The 15842-nt window shown below is 70.5% G+C and carries 14 protein-coding genes and 3 pseudogenes; 10 read left to right on the forward strand and 7 right to left on the reverse strand.

Translation table 11 applies throughout. The features are described from left to right. Nucleotides 1-132: 132 nt before the first annotated feature. From ACZ5CZ_RS32900 to ACZ5CZ_RS32910, 3 genes and pseudogenes are all read left to right on the forward strand, one after another. Nucleotides 133-717 carry a DinB family protein gene (locus ACZ5CZ_RS32900; protein ID WP_385846926.1) on the forward strand — a complete coding sequence of 195 codons (585 nt, stop codon included), beginning with the start codon at nt 133-135 and terminating at the stop codon, nt 715-717. 80 nt (nt 718-797) lie between these two features. After that, nucleotides 798-989, forward strand: a pseudogene (locus ACZ5CZ_RS32905) (transposase); the annotation flags it as partial. A gap of 207 nt (nt 990-1196) precedes the next feature. Beyond that, nucleotides 1197-1559 carry a DUF1330 domain-containing protein gene (locus ACZ5CZ_RS32910; RefSeq protein WP_385846989.1) on the forward strand — a complete coding sequence of 121 codons (363 nt, stop codon included), beginning with the start codon at nt 1197-1199 and terminating at the stop codon, nt 1557-1559. A 277-nt stretch (nt 1560-1836) separates the two neighbouring features. Here ACZ5CZ_RS32910 and ACZ5CZ_RS32915 read toward each other — a convergent pair whose 3' ends face one another. After that, on the reverse strand, nt 1837-2385 hold the full coding sequence (locus tag ACZ5CZ_RS32915) for a MarR family winged helix-turn-helix transcriptional regulator (RefSeq protein WP_468948044.1): 549 nt from the start codon (nt 2383-2385) through the stop codon (nt 1837-1839). A gap of 68 nt (nt 2386-2453) precedes the next feature. Between ACZ5CZ_RS32915 and ACZ5CZ_RS32920 the strand changes: the two genes are divergently transcribed. Then, nucleotides 2454-3746 carry an MFS transporter gene (locus ACZ5CZ_RS32920; protein WP_385846928.1) on the forward strand — a complete coding sequence of 431 codons (1293 nt, stop codon included), beginning with the start codon at nt 2454-2456 and terminating at the stop codon, nt 3744-3746. 171 nt (nt 3747-3917) lie between these two features. Continuing rightward, nucleotides 3918-4306: pseudogene (locus tag ACZ5CZ_RS32925) on the forward strand (transposase family protein); the annotation flags it as partial. A gap of 3 nt (nt 4307-4309) precedes the next feature. On the opposite strand, the gene ACZ5CZ_RS32930 reads toward ACZ5CZ_RS32925, so the two are convergent. Beyond that, nucleotides 4310-4825, reverse strand: a complete 516-nt coding sequence (locus tag ACZ5CZ_RS32930; protein ID WP_385846929.1) for a hypothetical protein — start codon at nt 4823-4825, stop codon at nt 4310-4312. A 420-nt stretch (nt 4826-5245) separates the two neighbouring features. On the opposite strand from ACZ5CZ_RS32930, the gene ACZ5CZ_RS32935 reads away from it, so the two are divergent. The 3 genes from ACZ5CZ_RS32935 to ACZ5CZ_RS32945 all read left to right on the forward strand — a co-directional run bounded on the left by ACZ5CZ_RS32935 (nt 5246) and on the right by ACZ5CZ_RS32945 (nt 7909). Then, entirely contained in the window at nt 5246-6355 is a 1110-nt protein-coding gene (locus ACZ5CZ_RS32935) for an FAD-dependent oxidoreductase (RefSeq protein WP_468948047.1), read from the forward strand. Between the two features lie 267 nt (nt 6356-6622). Continuing rightward, complete coding sequence (locus ACZ5CZ_RS32940) at nt 6623-7303, forward strand: hypothetical protein (protein WP_385846932.1); 681 nt, start codon at nt 6623-6625, stop codon at nt 7301-7303. Between the two features lie 72 nt (nt 7304-7375). Continuing rightward, nucleotides 7376-7909: a P-loop NTPase family protein gene (locus tag ACZ5CZ_RS32945; protein WP_468948049.1), complete on the forward strand. Its 534-nt coding sequence runs from the start codon at nt 7376-7378 to the stop codon at nt 7907-7909. Nucleotides 7910-9472: 1563 nt separating this feature from the next. Here ACZ5CZ_RS32945 and ACZ5CZ_RS32950 read toward each other — a convergent pair. Both ACZ5CZ_RS32950 and ACZ5CZ_RS32955 read right to left on the reverse strand, forming a co-directional pair. After that, complete coding sequence (locus ACZ5CZ_RS32950) at nt 9473-10606, reverse strand: hypothetical protein (protein WP_468948051.1); 1134 nt, start codon at nt 10604-10606, stop codon at nt 9473-9475. A gap of 254 nt (nt 10607-10860) precedes the next feature. After that, the gene (locus ACZ5CZ_RS32955; RefSeq protein ID WP_468948053.1) at nt 10861-11061 is read right to left on the reverse strand and encodes a hypothetical protein; all 201 of its coding nucleotides are present in this window, start codon (nt 11059-11061) and stop codon (nt 10861-10863) included. Between the two features lie 174 nt (nt 11062-11235). Here ACZ5CZ_RS32955 and ACZ5CZ_RS32960 point away from each other — a divergent pair, with 174 nt between their 5' ends. After that, on the forward strand, nt 11236-12495 hold the full coding sequence (locus ACZ5CZ_RS32960) for a SpoIIE family protein phosphatase (RefSeq protein ID WP_468948147.1): 1260 nt from the start codon (nt 11236-11238) through the stop codon (nt 12493-12495). 68 nt (nt 12496-12563) lie between these two features. After that, nucleotides 12564-13145: a GNAT family N-acetyltransferase gene (locus tag ACZ5CZ_RS32965; RefSeq protein WP_468948055.1), complete on the forward strand. Its 582-nt coding sequence runs from the start codon at nt 12564-12566 to the stop codon at nt 13143-13145. Between the two features lie 34 nt (nt 13146-13179). Here ACZ5CZ_RS32965 and ACZ5CZ_RS32970 read toward each other — a convergent pair whose 3' ends face one another. The 3 genes and pseudogenes from ACZ5CZ_RS32970 to ACZ5CZ_RS32980 all read right to left on the reverse strand — a co-directional run bounded on the left by ACZ5CZ_RS32970 (nt 13180) and on the right by ACZ5CZ_RS32980 (nt 15828). After that, nucleotides 13180-14094 carry an MFS transporter gene (locus tag ACZ5CZ_RS32970; protein ID WP_468948057.1) on the reverse strand — a complete coding sequence of 305 codons (915 nt, stop codon included), beginning with the start codon at nt 14092-14094 and terminating at the stop codon, nt 13180-13182. A gap of 55 nt (nt 14095-14149) precedes the next feature. Next, a pseudogene (locus ACZ5CZ_RS32975) lies at nt 14150-14626 on the reverse strand (MFS transporter); the annotation flags it as partial. Further along, on the reverse strand, nt 14587-15828 hold the full coding sequence (locus ACZ5CZ_RS32980) for a M20 metallopeptidase family protein (RefSeq protein ID WP_468948059.1): 1242 nt from the start codon (nt 15826-15828) through the stop codon (nt 14587-14589). The gene ACZ5CZ_RS32980 and the pseudogene ACZ5CZ_RS32975, both read right to left, overlap by 40 nt. Nucleotides 15829-15842: the final 14 nt, after the last annotated feature.

Raw genomic sequence — 15842 nt, forward strand, 5'->3', positions numbered from 1 at the left:
CCCGGCAGACCGCCCCGGACACACCAGCCTGCTCGGCTCGGACAGCACGTCGACCGAGCAGGCCGCCGCAGCCACCATGCGCCACGTACGGGATCTTGAGGCCGCAAGTAGTCCATGGCAGGCTCATGCCGCATGATCGATGAATTCGCCAAGGACAGCCTGCACGGGAGACTGCGGCGGGACCGCAAGGCGCTGCTCTGGAAGCTCGACGGCTTGTCAGAATACGACGCCCGCCGGCCATTGACAGCGACCGGGACCAACCTCCTCGGCCTGGTCAAACACATGGCCAGCGTCGAGGCCAGGTACTTCGGCGAGGTCTTCGACCGCCCTTCCCCGGAACCGCTGCCTCGGTGGCAGGACCATGACGGCAGCGATCTGTGGGCGACTACGGACGAGACCCGCGATCAGATCGTCGAGTTCTACCGGCGCACGTGGGAACACTCAGACGCGACGATCAATGAGCTTCCCCTCGAGGCCCCCGGCCACGTGCCGTGGTGGCCGGATCCTTATCCCAACGCGAACCTGTTCGCCATCCTGGTTCACGTCCTCGCCGAGACCAACCGGCATGCCGGGCACGCCGACATCCTGCGTGAAGGCGTCGATGGCCGAACCGGGATGCGGCCCGAACACGAGATGACGATCGATGAGGAAGCCCGCGCCGCCTACTGCGCGAAGATCGAGCAGGCCGCCAGATCGGCCGCATCGGTCAAGGCATAGAAGGCTGTGCCACGTGACGTGATGTCCGAGCGGCATGGTGCCGACCGTGAGTGCTGATCTGTCGAAGCGGCTGGTTCCTGATGACCTCTGGGAGCTGGTCGCCCCGTTACTGCCGACGTTCACGGCTCGAACCGCAAGGTGGCGGGTCCGCTCCGCGTGACGAGCGGGCCGTGTTCACTGCGGTGGTGTACGTGCTGACCAGCGGCTGTGCCTGGCGTCATCTGCCGCAGATGTTCGGCACATCCTCCGCCACCGCGCATCGCCGCTTCACGGTATGGACCGGGTCGGCCTGTGGCGCCGGCTGCCTCGGGCGGTGCTGGACGAACTCGGAACCCCGGCATCCCCGCGGTCCGGTCGCCCGCCAGCCTTTACCTCAGGCAGCGGCCATTACCTGCGAGGTAATCGCCCTCCTTCCTCGCCCCCGTCTACGTTCTGGTCGGGGCCCCGCCCTAGGACGAACGGAACGAAGGAGCCCGACCATGTCCGCTTATGGCTTCGCCCATCTCCGTAGCCGCCGCCATCACGCCGACATCTTCGAGTATCTGGAGCGCATCCAGGCCACCCTCGACCCCTTCGCAGGCCGCTTCCTCATCCACGGGCCGCCGGCCGAGGTGGTGGAGGGCACATGGCCCGGCACCATGGTGCTGATCGAGTTCCCCAGCCTGACCGAGGCCCGTGCCTGGTACGACTCGCCCGCCTACCGAGACATCCTGCGACTGCGTACCGATCACATCGAGGGCGATCTGCTGCTGATCGAAGGCGTCGGACCGGACTACCACCCGGCCGAGCGGGCCGCCAAGCTACGCGCCGAGGCCGAGCAGACGGGGCAGCCAACCGCATAGTCACAGGGCCCCTCTCCGCCCGCCGGCTGCTGGCGTACCTGCCGCGTGCGCGGTGAGCGACGGCCGCACTCAGGCCAGGAAGGCAGGTCGACGGCTAGGTCGCAGGACGACGCCTTCGCCGAGGTCAAAGAGTACGAGGGGAGCGCGTTCGACGCGGCCCACCGTCTCAACCCGGCGCGCCGGCCACGCTATGTCGCCGGTCCGGCAGGAGGAACCCTGGGATCCGTGGCCTGACAACCGATCTTGCGGGGTGCCGGGCGAACGCGCGACCTGGGGTTCACCGGTGGCGGCTGTCCGCCTCCGCCTGGATCAGCATCCGCTTGAGCAGGGCGCTCAGTGCGTCCTGCTCCGCCGGGTCGAGCGGGGCGACCATCGAGTCCTCCGCCTGCCCGCGCAGCTCCATCGCGGCCAGCCAGCGGGCGCGCCCCGCCTCGGTGAGCTCCACGTCCACCCTGCGTCGGTCCTGACTGCTGCGCACACGCCGTACCAGCCCTGACTGTTCCAGGGTGTCCAGACGGCCTGTCATGCCGGCAGGAGACAGCATGAGTTCAGCCGCCAACTCGGAGGGGGTGGCCCGCCCCGGGGCCTCGCGCGCGACGAGCCGGTGCAGCGTGGCGAACTCGAACTCTTGCAGGCCGACCTCGGCCAGGGCGCGGTCTTTGGCTTGGCCGACATGCTTGGCCAGGAGCTGAATGCGGGTGATGATCCCCTCCACCCGCGCGTCGAACGGGGCCTTGCCGCGCCAGCGTGCAAGGTGCACGTCGACGGAGTCGTCCCCTCCTGCGGGTTCTGCGGGCCGCTCCCGGCCCCGACTCTCGGTGTCCATGCCCTCAGTATGCTACGCCAACTTATATTTCGTTGCCAAATGATTAGCTGGCGAAATACTATCCACGCATGACGCAACCCATGCGCCGACTGCTGGTCGGCCGTACCTGCGCGGCGCTGGCCACCGCGCTGATACCCACCACGCTCACGCTCGCGCTGCTTCGAGGACACGCCGCAGGCTCGACGGGTTCGGCAGGGGATCTGGGCCTGGTGCTGGCATGCGAACTGCTGCCCATGCTGGTGCTGCTGCCGGTCGCCGGCGTGCTGGCGGACCGCTTCCCGCCCCAGCGGGTCGTGCTCGCTGCCGATCTGCTCAGGGGCGCGGCACAGATCGCGATCGGCGCGGAGCTGCTCAGCGGCCTGGTCCGGGTGCCCGACCTCGCCGTGCTCGCCGCGGTCACCGGCGCCGCGGTCGCCTTCGGCACCCCAGCGGTCCGCACCCTGGTCGCGGCGACCGTCGACGCCGACCAACGGCTGCGGCTGAACTCGCGGCTGGACGTCGCCACCGGCCTGGCCCAGACCGCCGGCCCCGCTACGGCGGGCGGCATGATGCTGATGCTCGGCGCCGGCTGGTCCTCGCTCCTGACCGGAGCGCTCTTCATCGGCTCTGCGACCACCCTGGGCGGCCTGCACACCCGCCGGGCCACCAGGCCGGCCGACGGCGGACACGCGGGGTTCGGGGCGCAGTTGCGCGAAGGCTGGACCGAGACCCGGCGCCACCGCTGGTTCCTCACCAATGTGCTGGGCCATGGAGTATGGCATCTGGCGGCCGGCTTCCTGCTCACCCTGGGACCGCTGATCGCCGTCCGGAGCATGGGAGGTGACGGCGCGTGGGTCCTGGTGGCCCAGCTGGGGACCGTCGGCATGCTGGTCGGTGCCTTTGCCGCAGGACGGTTGCCGATCCGCCGCCCGCTGGTCGGCGTGGCCGTGGGCGCGGCCGTCTTCGCGCTGCCACTGGCGGCCTTCGGGCTGGAACTGGCGCTGCCCTGGGCGGCGTCTGCGTACTTCGTGGCGATGTTCGGCCTAGGAGTGCTCAGCCCGCTGTGGGAGACCGCCATCCAACGCCGCATCCCGCAGGAGGTGCTCGGGCGGGTGGGCTCCTTCGACTCGCTGATCTCGTTTGCCGCCCGCCCGTTGGGCCTGGCCGTGGCTGTTCCGGTTGCCACCCTCGTCGGCACCTCGGCGCCACTGCTGGCAGGTGCGGTGCTCGTGGCAGCGGCGAACCTGGCCGTGCTGCTGCTGCCCGAGGCATGGGAAGACCCGGAGCCGGTCACGGCTCGGGGTGACGCCGGGCGCGAACCTGTGGCCGCGGCGGGCCAGGGTCAGTCGGAGGCCGGCTCCAGGGCAGCGGACAGCAGGTAGCCGGAGGAATGCAGACCCGGTGTCGGCCCGTGCCGTTGCTGACTGGCTGCCGTCGTGCCCATCGTGAGGGCCACGCCGGGGCGCCGATGAGGGTGATTGGGCAACTGCCGTACACAGAACAGGGCGTCTTGGTAGCTGGAAGGGTGTCTACGCCAACAAGCCGTCCAGCGTGGACACTCACGAGGTGGACTGACCACGAAGGTGCACTTGGCGGTCGAGCACCGACTGAAGCAGCTGTCCGTCCTGATCACGGCCGGCCATCGGCACGACAGTCCCCAGTTCCAGCCGGAGGTTCCCGAGCCAGCCGCGGCTACCTGCGCAGACGCAGCATCCGCTGCACGATCCCGGAGAAGTCCGACCAGATCTGTAACCGCAGGAAGCCAGGCGCTCGCGGCGGTCGCCCGCTGAGGTTCGACAAGGCCGACTACCGCGAGCGGCACGCAGTCGAGGGCGGGATCAACCGCCTCAAGCGCCACCGGGCGGTGGCCACGAGGTACGACAAGCTGGCCGTCCGCTACGAGGCCACAGTCACCATCGCCGTCATCAACGAGTGGCTGTGATCGCTACAGCGGTCCGCCACTTGCTGGGCCGGAGGGCGACCCTCCGACCCAGAAGGTCAGCGCCTTCCGTCCACCTCCCAGCGACCGCCGCATCACATTGACCAGTCGCACCTGCGCCTGAGCCACCTCCGCGCTGGCCCCCCGGAACTCCTCCTCGCCGAGTGGCGTACGGACCGGATCGACCTCCCGCGCGACGCGGTCCAAGAAGCGGTCGACCGACTGCCCAAAGCTGTCGACCTCTCCCGCAACCTCTGCGGGAGCGATCAAGCTGACCCGCGTCAGTACGGCGCTCCACTCGGCCCAGTCGTAGTCCCAGCCGCGACGGTCGGCGTGTGCTCGCTTGATCACCATGGTGAACTTGGCGTAGTGGCTCAGGAGTTCTTGGTAAGCCACCAGCTGCTGATCCCGCGACCACTGATGGTCCTGGCCCCGTCTGGTGACGATCCCGCCTACCAGCACTCCGACGGTCGCCGAGGCCGCTCCAGTAACGGTCGTGATCAGCGCTTCCAGCAATGCCACCCCAGCCCCCGTGCCCAGCAACCTGCGTTCGATCCCCGGTCGGAACGTAACACGGGTGCATCTTGGCGCGTCAGAGCATGCGATGGCCTCGTAGCGGGCGATCATCGGCGGCCGGCCGACGCTTTGGAAACATGCTGATTCTGATGCGAAGCCGCCGCCTCGTGCGCGGCTTCGACCAACCAGCCCCGGGCCACCAGCCGCTACGGATGACGGCCCAGAACGTGTCGCTCGCTTGGTTGCGGGCTCAATCAGCTGGACCTGTCTGGCCTGACAACCAGCTGATCTGTGGTGTCGGTGCCATGTCGGAGCCGTGTCGGCGGGCTGTCGGTCGGATATCGGTGGCTCGTCGGCGGGGGCTGGCACCTTTCCAGAGGCGGCCGGCCGGAGCTCACCGGGTGGCCCGATCCGGAAGGAACCACCATGCACACAGCAGTCACGATCATCGGCGCCGGACTCGGCGGACTCACGCTGGCCCGCGTCCTGCACGTCCACGGGATCCCGGTCACGGTCTACGAGGCGGAGTCCTCCCCCTCGGCACGCGCGCAGGGCGGACTGCTCGACATCCACGACTACAACGGGCAGCTCGCACTCAAGGCAGCCGGGTTGATGGACGAGTTCCACGCCATCGTTCTCGAGGGCCGTCAGGCTCTGCGGGTCCTCGACCGGGACGGGACCGTCCTGTTCGACCAACCAGACGACGGCACGGGCGGACGCCCTGAGGTGCAGCGCGGCGACCTGCGACAGATCCTGCTCGACTCGCTCCCGGCAGGCACCGTGCAGTGGGGGCACAAGGTCAGCCGGATCCGTGCGCTCGGCGAAGGGCGCCACGAGGTCACGTTCGCCGCCGGCGGCACCGTCGTCACCAGCCTTCTGGTCGGCGCGGACGGCGCGTGGTCACGGGTCCGGCCGCTGCTGTCGAGTGCCGTACCCGAGTACATCGGGAAGTCGGTCGTCGAGACCTACCTGTACGACGCTGGTACACGGCACCCGGCTGTCGCGAAAGCGGTCGGCGGCGGGATGCTGATCGCTCCTTCGCCGGGCAGGGAGATCTTCGCTCACCGGGAAAAGGACGACACCCTGCACGGCTACGTGGGGCTGTCCAAGCCTCAGGACTGGTTCGCCGCCATCGATTTCGCCGATGCCGCCACGGCCACCGCACGGATCGCGCAGGAATTCGACGGCTGGGCGCCGGAGCTCACCGCGCTGATCACCGACAGCGACGTCGCGCCGGTCCTTCGTCCCCTCTATGCTCTGCCGGCCGCGCACCGGTGGGACCGGGTGCCAGGGGTGACCCTGCTCGGCGACGCCGCCCACCTCTCGGCTCCCAACGGCGAGGGCGCCAACCTGGCCATGCTCGACGGCGCCGAACTCGGCACGGCCCTCGCCGCGCATCCCGACGAGATCGAGACGGCGCTCACGGAGTACGAGCAGGCCATGTTCCGCCGCAGCGCCGAGACCAACACCGACGAGATGCCCGGGATCGACTCAGCCCAGGACCTGATCAAAATTTTCGCCGAGAAGGGCCAATGAGCCACTCCGGCCGGGACCGTGGAATACCCGTCGCTTTCTGAGGATCGCCCTGCGAGGCCGTACGGTCCGCAGGGCGGTCCTCGGTCCCTTCAAGGACCGGCGTCATCCAACAACTCCGGGCCACCGTAGGCCGGGTCGTGGACGTGCTGCCCGACCGCACCTCCGAGACGTTCAAGGCCTGGCTCAAGGACCATCCTGGCGCGGAGATCATCAGTAGGCTGCACACCGACTATCAGATCGTGTTGCCACGACAAGGGCGGGGGTTCCGTGTCGGATGCAGTGCTGAATGTCGTGATCGGGCTGATCACGAGCGTGGTCAGCGGCGGGTCCGTCTGGGCCTGGAAGCGTGTGAGCGCCGCTCGCATCCTGCACCAGAAGCAGGCACTCCTTGGCCTGCGGCCCGGCGTACCGTGCGTCATCATCCTGAACAGCCACTGGCAGATGCCCACCGTTACCGAGCATGGTGACGTCTACGCGATCATCGAACTTGCCATGCTCGCCGAGGAGTCAGGGTGTGCGTTCTCTCTCGTTGCCGCAGAAGCACCGGAGCTCAATGGGGATCGCACCGAACTGAGTATCGGTGGCCTGGGGTCGAACCGACGCAACGTCGAGTACCTGGCGAGGCATCTGCCCGGTGTGAAGGTCAATCGACGTGGTGACTTCACCGTCGGTGATGAGCGCTTCCTCCACAAGTACGGTCGAACGGACCATGCGCTGGTCGCGAAGTTCACCCCTTCCCAGTCCGCACAGCCGGTGCTCATGATCATGGGGCAGTCGGCGATCGCCAACCGTGCGGCGGTACACCTGCTCAAGCACGACTACAAGCGTCTCACCAGGGAGATCGACTCCCTCGATCGATTCTGTCTCATGCTGCGCGTCGACGCCGCGGATACCTACGGGTACCAGGCCGTCGAAGTCGCCGGCGACCTGTCGGCTGTCGCGTTCTAGCGCAGCCGCGCCCCTGCGGAGGCCGGCCGGCTCCGGAGAACCTTCTCGGCCATCGGTAACGTGACCGCCGTGATGGTGGGCAGCGAAGACACCCGGCTGGTCGTTCTGCGCGGCAACAGCGCCTCGGGGAAGTCGTCCGTTGCCGCCGGTCTGCGCGAGCGGTTCGGCCGCGGCCTGGCCCTGGTCGCCCAGGACAACCTCCGCCGCGTCGTGCTCCGCGAACGCGACCGGCCCGGCGCCGCGAACATCGGCCTGATCGACCTGACCGCCCGCTACACCCTGGACGCCGGATTCCACGTCGTGATCGAAGGCATCCTCTACTCCGACCGCTACGGCGACATGCTCGCCCGACTGCGCGCCGACCACCGCGGCTCCAGCCACGGCTACTACCTGGACGTGCCGTTCACCGAAACCCTCACCCGGCACGCCACCAAGCCGATCGCCGACGACGTCAACGAGACCCAGCTGCGCGAATGGTACCGGGAGCGCGATCTCCTGCCCGGCGGCATCGAGACCGTCATCGGAGCCGACAGCGCTCTCCACGAGACCGTCGACCGCATCATGAACGACACCGGCCTGGTCCACCTGCCCGCCGTGGACCGCTGACCCGGTATCTGCGACAGAGGCGCCCCTGCGTGTCGTAACGGCCATGTCTGGCTATGGCGGGAAGGCCTGCTGCGCCGTCTTCGAGCGGTGTGTGGATCTGTGTGGGAAACGGAACTTCGCCGCGACCCAGACGATCCTGGAGGCGTCAGGTCAGGGCCGGCCGACCCAGCTGCCGCAGCAGCAGCTGCACCCGGTCGACCCGCATGTTCCGGTGAAGGGAAGAGACGTCATGAGGGAGGTCTCTGAAGGGACTTGCGGACGTCATCGATGCCGTAGGTGTTCCGCCGCCCCTGGCTGTCGCGACCCGTGAGCATTCGACACACCTTCCGCGCCGAGCGATCCAGCGGGAGCGGACTCCTGAATTCCGGCACGAGGAACTTCCGACGGACTCGCAGGCTCACCGCGCGCGGCCGTTCACCGGCGCCGGTGAACGCCGGGGCACCCTGGCCTGCCCTGCCTGACCCCCGTCGCCGCACAGTAGCGCTCCGGCGGAGCCCTCCCGCACCCCCGCCGCCTCCACCTCGCCGGCCCACCTCCCACGGACGCCGGACCGGAGCGCGCCCCGCCGTCACACACCCGAGCGCCGTACGCCTCACCGCCGTACACATCACCGCCGCACACATCACCGCCGTACACATCACCGTCATGCGCGCCACTGTGGCTCCCCGGCGCCACCAGCCGCGCCCGCCTGCCGCGCGACCGGACCGCCCGGCAGGCGCTCCGGTCACCCCTGCACCGCTCCCCCGCTCCCCCGCCACGGCAACGCCCGGCAGGCCGCGCCCTACTACTCCGCCGCGTTCGGCATGCGGCTGGTCGCCTACCGTGGCCCGGAGACCGGCTGCCCCCAGACGGCGTCCTACGTCCTGGTCTCCGGAGGCATCCGCTTCGTCGCACCGGTCGGCGCACCGACGCCGAGCCCGGCGAGCGTCAGTGCCGAGCTGCTGCCGCTCTGCCGCCCGCTCGACCGGGTGCGCCGTTACGGCAATACCGCCGACCGTCGGCGCCGCTACGACCGGTGCCGTCGGTGGCCGGACGGCTTCGCGGTGCTGGGGGACGCCGTCGCCCACACCAACCCCGCGTACGGGCACGGCCTGTCCGTCGCGGCGGCCGGCGTGCTGGCGCTCGCCCGCGAGCTCGAACGCCGCGGCCCGGACGCCGGAGGTCTCGCCGGCCACGTCCAGCGGGCCGTCTTCCACGGCACCCGGGCCGCCTGGTCCGTGGCCACCAGCGAGGACGTGCGGTACCCGGACAACACCGGAGCCCGGCCCAGTCGGGCGGACGCGCTGCGCGCTCGGCGCCCTCGTCCGCCTGGGCACCCTGGAAGGGCGGCCGACCGAACTCGCCCGTCCGTGCGCGCTGCGCGCACTGCTGCGCGGCCCGGCGCCGGCGCCCGTCACGACCCCCGAACCTCCGCTCAGCACCAGCGAGTCGGCGGCCCTCGGGCACCGGCCGCGCCCCCTCCGGCACACCCCTCGGGCCCGGGCGCTCCACCCCGCACGAACTGGAGGTCCGTTGATCCCCGCCTCCCGGGCTCTTGTCCAACACGGCGCGGTGCGGGCTGTATCACCGGTGGCGGCCAGGGCGGTACCGGTCGAGTACCGGCTTGAGCCCTTCCGCCACAGCCGATCGGACCACACCGCCGGGTCTGTTCCGGCTGCGGCCCGCGCCGAAGAGCACGAAGTGCGAGCTCCAGTCGGCATCGAAGTACACCGCGCCCTTCAACGTGAGGTCGGCTGGAGGTTCGCGGTCTGGATAGGGCGGCAGGGCGGGTGGTGACCAGGCACCCCCCGCCTGCCCCGGCCGCGCTGTGTCGTGCCGGCCTCGCGCCGCCGCCTGGGCCCGGAACGTCTCGTACTCGTCACGACCGGGGACAAGGAGAACGAGTCGTTCGCCGGGCAGCAGCCGTGTCGCCTCCCTGAACTCCCACAGCAGTCCGGGACCCAGCCCCACAGCCATCACCACCAGCCGCGCTCGCCCCATCAAGTCCCGGACGGTGTCCTGCCAGTCGTCGATCGGCAGATACAACCGCCGGGCACCGACCAGAGGAAGCCGCTCCCCCGGCCGGCCCACGGCCACCATCGGTGCCACCAGCTTCAGTGCCTGTGCCAGTTGCTCCTCCTCGGTCCGCGCAGACAGCGGCAGGTCCGACAGCACCGCGCCCGGCCCGGGGGCCGGATGCCGGTTCTCCTCCAGGGCCGTACGCCCGACGTCGTCCTCGAAGGACCTCAGGTAGAGGGTGAACGAGTCCCTGGGGAGTTCTCCCGGGGACCGGATGATCGCCGCGAGGTGCTGCCGTCCGAGCACGGCGAGACGACGCGCGCCGAACAACAGGGTCTGGGCGCACACCACCACGAGGGGAACGAGGAGGTCGAGATCCCACCAGGGCACCAGCGAGTCGCTCCCCAACCCGTAGACCGCGTCGAACGCCATGACCGGCAGGAAGAGCCGCAGACGACTGAAACCCTGGACGCTCGGAGGACGTCGCAGCACCACAGCGCGTACGGCCCCGAGCGCCACGGCCCCGGCCACGATCACCCCCGCGGCTACGACGGTCGTGTACCACCAGGGAGCACGCAGCCAGACCGCATAGGCGGCCAGCCTGGACGGGAACCGGGCGGCCTGCCAGTGGTTGAACGCGGCCAGGGCAAACCCCAATCCCACAAGGCCCGTCAGCCAAGCAGCGGCCAGGAGCAGCACACCCCGGACGCGGGACTGCCTCGGTACGGCGGACCGTAAGCCCCCGCTTCCCGCTTCGTCCGCTGCCGTCTCGGCGCGTTCCCCCCGCTTCTTCCTCACTGCCTCGCCTCTCCTCCCGAATGACTGCCCGCCAGCTCCCACGGGCTGCCGACACCGCTGTGCATGGTGCCCGACCGGCGGGACGAACGCACTCGGCTTCGGACACCCGACGCACCGGACTTCCTCCAGCGATCCGCATCTTCCCGCCTTGAGCTTCACGTGAAGCTGTACTGAGGACGCAGGCCGAAGGCGCCCACGCGCACCGGAGCCGGCGACGTACGGAGTGAGCGCTGCGCCCCCCGAGTAGCGAGGGATGCTCCTGGACGCATGCGGGCACCTAGCGTCCTGGTGTGCTGGTTACCGGCCAGCAGCAGCTCGGAGGCGTCGCGGGGCGTCGGGATCTGGATCTCGGTCATGCCCGTAGCCCAGGACTCGGCGCCAGCGGTCGACGCGGCACCTGGCCCCTGCGTAAGCCTCCGCCATGAGGCGTCCCACACGTCCCATGGCACCGCCACGCGAGCGGGCTCGGCGGGCGCGGGGCCCGGACCTTCCGTAGATTGAGGAGCGAGCGATTGGCAGGAAAAGTGCGCGTGATGCCGGAGATCGACTATCCGGGGGTGTTCGCCGCCCTTCCGAGCCCGTGCCTGGTACTCGGCACGGACCTGGTGATCGCGGCTGCCAACCAGGCATTTTGCGAGGTCACCGGGCGAAGCCTGGTCGAGCTGCTCGGGCAGTACCTTTTCGACGCCTTCCCGGACGACCCCGCCGACCCGGAGGCGGACGGGGTGGACACGCTGAAAGCCTCACTGCACCGGGTCCTGCTCTCCGGCGAGACGGATCACATGGCGTTGCAGAAGTACGACATCTCGGTCGCCGGAAATCCCGAGGTGTTCAAGGAGCGGTGGTGGACGGCGATCAACGTGCCGGTCCTGGGCCCGGACGGAAAGGTCACCTGGATCATCCACCGGTCGGAGGACATGACCGACGTCGTCCGTGCCCACCGCACGGCACATCCGCCGTCGGTCAGTCCCGGGCGGGAAGCGGCCATGGAGGCCGAGCTGTATGTCCGGGCGCGGCAGCTACAGCAGCTGAACGAGGAACTGCGGCAGGCCCACGCCCGTGAACGGCGGGTCGCCGTCGCCCTGCAAGAGGCCATGCTTCACTCCCCCGACCTGGCCCGGCATCCGGATATCGCCGTGCGCTACCTGCCCGCGACCGGCTCCCTGAACGTGTGCGGAGACTGGTACGACGCGGTGGACCTGCCCGGGGACCGTTTCACCGTCGCAGTCGGTGACGTGGTCGGCCACGGGCTGTCGGCCGCCACCGTCATGGGCCGGCTCCGCAGCGCGCTGAGCGCCGCCACCCGCGCCGTCCACGGCCCCGCCCAGGCCCTGGAGGTGCTGGGACTCTACGCCCGCTCGGTGGAGGGGGCCCTGGCCGCCACCGCCGTACAGGTCCTCGTCGACTGCCACAGCCAGCTCCTCGTCTACAGCAGCGCCGGCCACCCCCCACCCGTCCTGCTCCACCCCGACGGCTCCTGCGAGCTGCTCGACCAGGCCACCGACCCACCGCTGGGCGCCCGCCCCGAACACGTCCCCCGCCCCCAGGCCAACGTGACCTACGCCCCCGGCGACACCCTCGTCCTCTACACCGACGGCCTGATCGAACGCCGCGGTGAGGACATCGACACCGGCCTGACCCGCCTGACCTCCGCACTCGCCACCTGCGCCGACTTCGGCGCGGAACACCTCGCCGACGCCCTCCTCGCCCGCCTGGGCCTCACCAGCGGCGCAGACGACGACATCGCCATCGTCGTGGTCCGGCTGGAACGAATGACCCGTCCATACTGATATAGCCGCGTGTGATCATCATCGTCTCAATCGCTTGCGCTTGCGCGGGGCCCGAGCACAATCGGCGCGTGCAGATCTTGTCCTTCCCGGAAGCAGCCACCCCCGCCGACCTGCGGGTCCAGGTGAGAGAGATCCAAGACCAGGCATGGCCGTCCCAGTCCGGGCCGGACGCTCCGGTGGACGCCCCGATCCACGATCCTGCACTGCGCCCGTCGTCGCTGCTGCTCGTGGACGAGGGGACCGTGCTCGCCGCGCTGGACATCCTGTTCAAAGAGATCGTCCATGCCGGTCAGTGCCTTTCGGCTGGTGGGCTGAGCACGGTGGTGACGAGCAAGCGGGCGCGTGGTCGTGGGTACGGCCGGCATCTGGTGACAGCGGCGCGCGAGAGGATGATCACCCAGGGCCTGGACGTGGGCCTCTTCACGTGTGATCGCCCACTACGGCCGTTCTACGAGAGCGCCGGTTGGCGTGTGCTTCCGGGAGCCGTACTCATCGGAGGAACACCGCAGGCTCCCCTTCCCAGCGATCAGCCCGGCTTCGACAAGGTCACGATGGCAGACTTCTTCTCGGCTGCGGGCCGTCAGGCGCTGGCGTCGTTCCCTCACTCCCGCATCGAGCTGTATCCAGGGGAGATCGACAAGCTTTGGTGATGGGCGCCAACCGGAGCATGCAGCCGACTGGCCGTCAGTCTGCCGTGTCTGTCGGGCGGGGAAGGCGCAAGGCCGCCGCGAGGCCGAGCAGGGCCACTGCGGTGCCGACCGTCCAGACGGTCCGATAGCCGGTGAGGTTGTCGCCCTGTGCGGCCAGGACCGCCGCGGTGGTGGCCGAGCCGACGGCGATGCCCAGGCTGACCAGCAGTTCGAACAGGCCCTCGGCGGCGGTCTCCTCGACGCGCACGCCGTCGATCACCAGGACCCGGGTCGCGCCCGTGATCAGCCCCAGCCCGGCGCCCGCGAGGACGAGCGCCGCCTCGACCCCGACCACGGTGGAGGGTGGCAGCAGCATGCCCACCGTGCCCGCGACCAGCAGTCCCGCGCCGGTCACGGTGACCCGCCGGAAGCCGGCGACCCGCCCGAACCGGCTGGTCAGCGCACTGAACGCGGCCATCGCGCAGAGGGCCGGCAGCAGTACCGGCCCAGCGGCGGCGGGTTTCAGTCCGAGCCCGGCACGGTCCGTCAGATAGGCGGCGTAGGAAACCTGTCCGCCGATGACGACGAAGTTCACGCAGCAGCCGACCGCGAACACCGGTAGCAGGCTCGGCCGGAACAGCCGGCGTACGTCGATCAACGGTGCGGAGGAGCGCAGTTGGAGCGCCGTCCAGGCGGCGAGCAGCAGCAGGCCGGTGCCGAGGCAGGCGAGCGTTGCGGGGGCCGTCCAGCCCCAGACCGCCCCCGGGTGCAGTGCGAGCACCGCCAGCACGAGGCCGGCCGACAGCAGTGCCGACCCGGCCCAGTCGGCGCCGCCTGCCGCGGACACGTCGCCGGACGGCTCGTCGCGGGGCACCGTCCCCAGCAGGGCGAGCCCCGCGAGTGTGCCGACGGCGGGTACCCACAGCGCCGGCACGGGACCGGCCGCGTGCAGCAGCAGTGAGGTGCTCACGCTGCCGAGCAGTAGGCCCGGCATCAGCGCCCCGGGACAGGTGGGCGACGCCCCGCCGGGTGTCCTCGATCGTGTGCCGGAGCCGGACGAGGCCGAACATCAGCGGCAGGAACCCGGCGAGGGCGCCCTGAAGCGCCCGCCCCACCAGCAGGGCTCCGAAGCCCGACGCGAGGGCGATCAGCACCGCTCCGGTCGCGACCGCCGCCACCGTCGCACGCAGCACCCGCAGGTGGCCGTGGCGGTCCCCGAGCGCGGTCAGCAGCGGGGTGGCCACCATCGATGCGAGGGCGGGCCCGGTCACCGTCCAGGCCAGGGCGGTCACACCGACATGGAACCGCTGGCCCACGGCCGGCAGCAGCGGAGTGAAGTAGCTCTGCTGGAATCCACTGAACAGTTCGACCGGCAGAAGGGCCGTCAGCGTCCGGCGCAGGCCCGGTCCCGCGGCGGCGGACCGCCCGGCCGCACCGGTACGGCCGCCCGTCGGGGCCGCTCTCACCGGGCCTCGGCCTTCGTGGACGTCCCGACCGCCCACCGCTCGGCCTGGGCGAGGCGCCGCAGCGCCAGTTCCGCGAACAGGGCCGCACCGTCGGCCAGTACGGAGTCGTCGAACACCGCCTGCGGTGAGTGGTTCTGGGCGGCGGTGGAGAAGTCGCGGTCCGGCGGGCAGGCGCCCAGCATCAGGTAGGCGCCGGGGATCTGGTCCAGGACGAACGCCATGTCCTCCCCGCCGGGCGTGCGCGTCTGCGCGTCGAGGTAGCGCGGCGCGCCGAACAGGTCGGTGACGGCACCCGCGGCCAGCGCCGACTCGGCCGGATCGTTGACCAGCGCCGGGTACCCGTCCTCGTACTCCACCTCGGCGGTAAGGCCGTGAGCTGCGGCGATACCGGTGAGCAGGGTGTGAGTGCCCTCCCGCATCAGCTTCCGGGCCTCGCGGGAGAAAGTCCGCACGGTCGCCTCGAAGAAGCCGTGCTCGGGGATCACGTTGCGCTTGGTGCCGGCGTGGATGGTGCCCACGGTGAGCACCACCGGGTCCTGGGCGTCGAAGCGGCGGGTGACGAAGGTCTGCAAGGCCATCACCATCTCGCACAGCACCGGCACCGGGTCGGCGGACGCATGCGGTGCGGAGCCGTGACCGCCCTTGCCCCGCACGGTCACCGCCAGCCCGTCGGAGGCGGCCCCCGCCGTCCCGGCCCGGCCGGCGAACAGGCCGCGCGGCAGCCGGTTCGAGGCCACGTGCAGCGCGTACGCCGCCACCGGACGCTGCCCGGATGCCTCCAGCACGCCCTCCTCGAGCATCGGCACGGCGCCGCCGCCGTCCGTGCCCTCCTCGTCCGGCTGGAACATGAACACCACCGAACCGGCCAGCTCCCGCTGTCGTCCGGCCAGCAGCCGCGCCGCACCCACCAGCATCGCGGTGTGCAGGTCGTGGCCGCAGGCGTGCATCGCTCCCGGCACCTTCGAGGCGTACGGCAGTCCGGTGTCCTCGGTGATCGGCAGCGCGTCCATGTCGGCGCGCAGCAGGACAGTCGGACCCGGCCGGCCACCGCGCAGCACGGCGGTCACCGAGGACAGCTCACGGCCGGTGGTGATCTCCAGCGGCAGCCCGTCCAGCGCGGCCAGCACCCGCTGCTGGGTGCGGGGCAGCTGACGGCCGAGTTCGGGGTCGGCGTGGATCTCACGTCGTAGGGCGACCAGATCGTCGGCCAGAGCGTGGGCGGCCTCGCGCACGGACATGGCAGCGCTCCTCG

The organism is Streptomyces sp. NPDC031418 (assembly GCF_055581605.1).

Coding starts and splice junctions, on each gene's coding strand:
- ACZ5CZ_RS32915 (WP_468948044.1), bottom strand. CDS start 2,385: ATGGACACCGAGAGTCGGGGCCGGGAGCGGCCCGCAGAACCCGCAGGA.
- ACZ5CZ_RS32910 (WP_385846989.1), top strand. CDS start 1,197: ATGTCCGCTTATGGCTTCGCCCATCTCCGTAGCCGCCGCCATCACGCC.
- ACZ5CZ_RS32980 (WP_468948059.1), bottom strand. CDS start 15,828: ATGTCCGTGCGCGAGGCCGCCCACGCTCTGGCCGACGATCTGGTCGCC.
- ACZ5CZ_RS32900 (WP_385846926.1), top strand. CDS start 133: ATGATCGATGAATTCGCCAAGGACAGCCTGCACGGGAGACTGCGGCGG.
- ACZ5CZ_RS32920 (WP_385846928.1), top strand. CDS start 2,454: ATGACGCAACCCATGCGCCGACTGCTGGTCGGCCGTACCTGCGCGGCG.
- ACZ5CZ_RS32955 (WP_468948053.1), bottom strand. CDS start 11,061: ATGACCGAGATCCAGATCCCGACGCCCCGCGACGCCTCCGAGCTGCTG.
- ACZ5CZ_RS32945 (WP_468948049.1), top strand. CDS start 7,376: ATGGTGGGCAGCGAAGACACCCGGCTGGTCGTTCTGCGCGGCAACAGC.
- ACZ5CZ_RS32935 (WP_468948047.1), top strand. CDS start 5,246: ATGCACACAGCAGTCACGATCATCGGCGCCGGACTCGGCGGACTCACG.